A 5,030-nucleotide genomic window follows, 5' to 3' on the forward strand; every position below is an offset into this window, starting at 1 on the left:
AAGCTCGACCATGCGAGCCCGGAATTCCGCAGGGTATGGGGTACGATGCTTGCCCATTTCCGGCACCTCCTTCTCAAAAGAATAGGTGTCCGTTTTTCTGGGTCAATCTCAATGAGCTGACCGACGGGTATGAGTGGATTGTGGACGCGGATCTGAAGGATTTCTTTGGGGCCGTGGAACACGCAAAGCTTCTTACGTTGGTAGGCCAACGCGTTTCGGAGAGTCGTGTGCCGGCTTGATTGAGCAGATGCTCAAGGCGGGATGTATAGCCGGGGGTAAGCGGCTGGAAACTGAGCAGGGAACGCCTCAAGGTGGGGCGTTTCCCCGATCTTAAGTAACATACTTCCTACTCCGTTTGACGGGGAAATGCGCAGGCGAGGCTATCGACTGACGCGGTACGCCGATGACTGGGTGGTGACATGTGCACCCGGAAGGAGGCTCAACAGGCGTTGAAACAGGCCAGGAAGATTCTGACAGCGCCGGGAGTGAGCTTGAACGAAAGCAAAACGCATATCGTTCATGTATCACGTGGTTTTGATGCGATCTCTACGCGTATCCGCGCGAGAAATCAATACAGCACTTCATGGATCAGATCCGCAAGCGTACGCGGCGCAAGGCACCAGTGGACACATGGGGGCTGATCGCCCAGATCGATCCTGTCATTCGTGGCTGGGGGCTGTATTTCTGTAAAACCCACATCCGCAAGCTCTTCGCTCGTCTCGATCGCTGGATCGTGCGGCGTATCTGGTCGCACCGGTTTATGCGGTGGCGTTGCCTGGGTTGGAAGCATCTTCCTGAGCGATGTCTTTATAACGGGGTGATGCTATCCGCGACGCGAACTGGGCGGCCCTAGCCACGTTGTGGAGTGAGGCGCAGGATCTGGCGAACGAATCGTTACGGGCAACGCAGTCTGCCCGGGAAGCCGAGCGGGCGGAGGCGGATACGCTGCGTGCCGAGCTGACGTCAGCAACAACGCGTGCGGAACGCGCTGAGGCAAGGGTGGAGGAGTGATAGTGGTCCAGAGATGGACCACTAGAAGTAAGCAGCTTGGGATGCCCCAATTCAGACTGTTTGCGTCTCGGAGCAACGTTGACATACACCAAGGAGGAAATCATGACGATTACTTCCGACTCGCTGGTGCCCGCCTGACCTTGTCAGCCCAGCTGATCGCGCTCGCGGACCCGGCGCCAGGCGGATCCGCCTGCCGGGCACCGCCCGGCAGGGGTTGCCGATGCGTTTGTGTACCCGCAGGCGACGGCGCCGGAGAGTCGCGTTCCCCGGCGCCTGCCGCACTAGCTGGTGCCGGAATGGATGCCCAGGCCGGGCGGCCAGTGGAGGTGCCGCCAGTACCGTCCGCACTCGCCGATGCGGGGGCTGCGACCAGCAGTCCGATGTTCGGGCGCCCCTGGGCGTTATGCGGATGAACGGGGACCCACCCCTGCTGCCGCATGCAGGCGTCGATCGCCGCCTGCAACGATCCCTGACCGTGCTGGCCCACCACGAACCGGGTTGTCTGGTCAATGACACCCTGCCCGAGCAGGCGATCAAAGATGGCTCGGGCGACTGCCGGGTGAGCCCCTGCGGGCCGCCCGGAGGGAGCGGGCGATATCAGGATCGCGTTTTCATGCAGGTCCAGCATGTTTTTCCCGGCGCTGAAGCCGAGAGACGGTCGGAATATCCCTGCTGTAATGCCGTCGTCGAGAAGACGTCCAGTTTCCCCGCGCCGGTTGCCCTTCTCGCACGCCGAGATGGCTGCGGTGTAGGTGATGGTGTTGGGGAGGACGCCGCGGGCCGCACCGTGCTGCTGCAGGTGCGCGAACAGGCTGAGCGCGTCGTCGGCGCGCCCCGCTTTTTCGCACGCCGAGATGGCTGCGGAATAGGTGATGGTGTTGGGGAAGACACCGCGATCCGGGCCGTGCTGCTGCAGGTGCGCGAACAGGCTGAGCGCGTCGTCTGCGCGAGCGGCCTTCTCGCACGCCGAGATGGCTGCGGAGTAGGTGACGGTGCTGGGGAAGACCGTTTCTCCCGTCTGCGGATGGCGGCACCGCTGCAGCGCCTCCAGGCAGGCTCTGGCGCCTTCATGGTCATCCCCGAGCTTTATGATGCAGGCTGTTGTCACCCGCAGCACGTCGTCCACGCCGGTTTTGCCCCGGTTGAACCGTCGGATGATACCTTCATTCTCCACTGCCCGGGGAGCGCCCCTGGAAGCGGCTGGCCGGCTCTCCGACGAAATATACGCGCGCGACGACGCGCTGTTTCTCTCACGCGCGTGCACCTGCAGTCTATCCAGCTCCGGGGCAACCCGCGAAGCGGCGGGCATGGCGCGGGATGAGGCCGCAGGGGCAGCGGGGGACTGGACGGGCGACGGGTAGGGGGCGGCTGCGAGGCCGCGGGTCGGGGTGGGGAGCATGGTATCGGGGTGGCTGCAGCGAGGCTGGAGGGGGCAAAGTACAACACCTCGTGTGCGCTGCGCGCGAGCCCACCGCAATACCTCGCACCATCGCGAAATTAGCGAAGTCTATAATCGGAGTTTGCGGATGGCACATGCACTAAAAGAAGCCGCGAAAGTTTACAAGCCGCTCACGTCGACTTGTGTGTAATGGAGTGGGTTCAAGTAGGGCTGCCTATGCTGTGAAAACCCGCTTCGGCGCATTTTTCGAAAAACGAGTGAGTGAGCATTGATTGCCCGTATGCTCGTCCATAGAGCCGTTTAGTTAAATGAGAATAGAAGCGCTCTGACTCGTTTTCCGACAACCATGTCTATCCAAGGTAGTGGATCAATATTCACATAATCCACGGAAGAACCGGCATCATTTCCATCTCGCGCGCGAATACGGCAAAACTGACTTGAACGCTGCTGCCACCGTGTGCCTCACCCTGATCCGCTCGACGGACGACGAGGCCGGATGTGACGATGGTCCTGCTCGACCAGGGTGTTCAGGTACTTCGGACTTCGAACCTTCGTGTCTTCACACAGAAGGCCGTCCGCCTTCATCTCGCGCACCGCCCGGTGCGAAGCAGCATAGCCATCGAGCGTGATGGTCGTCGGCGACTGGCCCTGATGCCTGAGGACCTTGCGGACCTTTGGCCGCAGCCACATCGCGCTTTGCCCTGAGTATGAAGTCTACCGTCTGGCCAGCCCGATCCCACCGCCCGATACAGGTAGACCCACCTGCCCCGAACCTTCAGCCAGGTCTCGTCGACACGCCACGAGCGACCCTGCGGGTGTAGCAAAGCGGTTCCAGCGTTTGACGAACTCGGGCGTATAACGCCTTACCCGGCGAAGGATCGTCGTGTGAGCCAGCGACGAACGCCGTTTGGCCATCATCCCGACCAGATCGCGCAGGCTCAGCTTGTAGCGCAGGTACAAGCGAACACACAGAATGATGATCTCCCGATTCGAAATGCCGTCCACCGAACAGCCCCTCCGGACCTTTTCGCTTGCTCATCATCGGCTACCAGTTTGATGGCCGGCTACTTTAACCGCTTCACCGAAACTATTTGCACCAGAGCCCGGTACGCCGGGTCGCGGGCCGTGTGAAGCGCTATCGCGATGCCGACATGGCGGTGCGCTGGGCGGCGGCCGGGTTCCTGCAAGCCGAGAAGAACTTCCGCAGAATCCTCGGCGTGAGCGAACTCTGGGTACTCGCAGCGCGCGCTGAAGCGCCCGCCTTCGACAGCGAACATTGACCAGGATCGAAAGGTTGCCTAACCTATGCCGCACCCGCCGTCCCAACCTTCAACTGTCTGCGGGACATCGCCAATTTCCCGGCCGACCCTCTTTACCCAACACACTGATAAATATCAGACGTGGCAGAAAGGGATTTCGGCAAAACGAGGGAAGTTACGCTAACCCACGCGAGCGAGTGCCGGGTCGGCCTCTACAGTAACGTGGTGCAGAACTTTCCATTTCCGAAGCCATGATCGACTCCATTCACAACGCCCGCCCCGGCCTCCAGCGTTCGAATTCGCTGTCCAATGTCTCCGACCGTCAGTCGGAACCAGCTCCCGCCCGGCCCCAGGGCCGCGGCGTCCCCACCTCACAGCCGTCCGCAGGAATACTGTCGGCATTGGACCTGGCAAGGCCCGGATCGGCAGAAAACCGTCCCGACACAGCCAGGGCTTCCGACCAGGCGCCTTCCGGAAAACCGATTGATCCTGAAATCGCCCGGCTTGTCGTGCCGCCTGACACCCCCGTGAATTTTGGTAAATTCAGGATGTCGCAAGACCCAAAGGTCGTTCGGGAATTTATGCTCGGTACAAAAAATACACTCCCGAACAAGTCGAGCGCTTTTTGAATATGACCCATCTCCGGAATGGAGCCAAAAAAACCCTTGATACCAAAGCGGAGCTGATCGTCAATCAAAAATATTTCACAACAGGGGAATACAGGCGCGCCGGCAACGATGGAATTAACGCCCGTCCGGCAGAATTCAAAGTGAGCGCATTAGTCGGTCATGGCACAAACTTCGAATCGGCTCTCAAAGGTATATTAAATGCAAACTTGCAGCTCGTGCCGCAAATAAGGCAGTTCGAGCTTCAGGGAAGTAACCCAACTACCGGTGAGGCCAGCGGCAAATCGGGCGCCACCGAGTTAAACAGAAGTTATGTTAGTACCAGTGGCGATCCAATCTCAGATTTCAGCGTTAACAAGCAGTATGCCACCCGGTCCAGTGATTCAAATGCCCACCTGAATGAAGTGAATACGAGATTCGCCACGATGCCGGTTGTGATTTGGGGTGATGGGGTGGGAGCAGGACAGATGACGGGCCGGGTCGGTAGCGAAGTCCCGTTCCAACGGGTCAACATGAGAGTTCTTGCATTCAAGGATACCTCATCGAGAGATGAAGCTCGCCGGGTTCTGCAACAGATCGGGGAGCACTATGGAGTTCCCGAAATTGCAAAGCTAAGGCTTGCAACATTTGATGATCTCGATGGAACCCCCAGTAAGCAGTCGGTTTGGGATAAGGCGGTCGAAGTCGGTTCGCGCGAAGCGGATTTCCAAAGGTGAACGTTGCATACCGTATCAT

General features: G+C 59.6%; 4 protein-coding genes and 2 pseudogenes. 4 read left to right on the forward strand and 2 right to left on the reverse strand.

Going from position 1 to position 5,030, the window contains the following annotated elements; all coding sequences use genetic code 11:
* Positions 1–583 precede the first annotated feature (583 nt).
* Entirely contained in the window at positions 584–853 is a 270-nt protein-coding gene (locus HV796_RS40145; RefSeq protein ID WP_246356338.1) for a group II intron maturase-specific domain-containing protein, read from the forward strand.
* Between the two features lie 267 nt (positions 854–1,120).
* Here the strand turns inward: HV796_RS40145 and HV796_RS40150 are convergent, their stop codons facing one another.
* Together HV796_RS40150 and HV796_RS45580 are read right to left on the reverse strand one after the other, a co-directional pair.
* On the reverse strand, positions 1,121–2,137 hold the full coding sequence (locus tag HV796_RS40150; RefSeq protein ID WP_175233274.1) for a pentatricopeptide repeat-containing protein: 1,017 nt from the start codon (positions 2,135–2,137) through the stop codon (positions 1,121–1,123).
* A 759-nt stretch (positions 2,138–2,896) separates the two neighbouring features.
* Positions 2,897–3,449: pseudogene (locus HV796_RS45580) on the reverse strand (IS6 family transposase); the annotation flags it as partial.
* A 67-nt stretch (positions 3,450–3,516) separates the two neighbouring features.
* Between HV796_RS45580 and HV796_RS40160 the strand changes: the two are divergent.
* The 3 genes and pseudogenes from HV796_RS40160 to HV796_RS40170 all read left to right on the forward strand — a co-directional run.
* Positions 3,517–3,712, forward strand: a pseudogene (locus tag HV796_RS40160) (IS256 family transposase); the annotation flags it as partial.
* Between the two features lie 208 nt (positions 3,713–3,920).
* Complete coding sequence (locus HV796_RS40165; protein WP_175233275.1) at positions 3,921–4,298, forward strand: hypothetical protein; 378 nt, start codon at positions 3,921–3,923, stop codon at positions 4,296–4,298.
* Complete coding sequence (locus HV796_RS40170; RefSeq protein WP_175233276.1) at positions 4,295–5,011, forward strand: hypothetical protein; 717 nt, start codon at positions 4,295–4,297, stop codon at positions 5,009–5,011. The genes HV796_RS40165 and HV796_RS40170 overlap by 4 nt, the downstream gene beginning before the upstream one ends.
* The last annotated feature ends 19 nt before the right edge of the window (positions 5,012–5,030 follow it).

Origin of the sequence: Paraburkholderia humisilvae, from assembly GCF_902859855.1 — a bacterium.
Taxonomy (GTDB): Bacteria; Pseudomonadota; Gammaproteobacteria; order Burkholderiales; family Burkholderiaceae; genus Paraburkholderia; species Paraburkholderia humisilvae.

What these genes read in the sequence shown, in the direction of transcription:
- HV796_RS40145 (WP_246356338.1), top strand. Translation starts at nt 584, where the DNA reads ATGGATCAGATCCGCAAGCGTACGCGGCGCAAGGCACCAGTGGACACA.
- HV796_RS40165 (WP_175233275.1), top strand. Translation starts at nt 3,921, where the DNA reads ATGATCGACTCCATTCACAACGCCCGCCCCGGCCTCCAGCGTTCGAAT.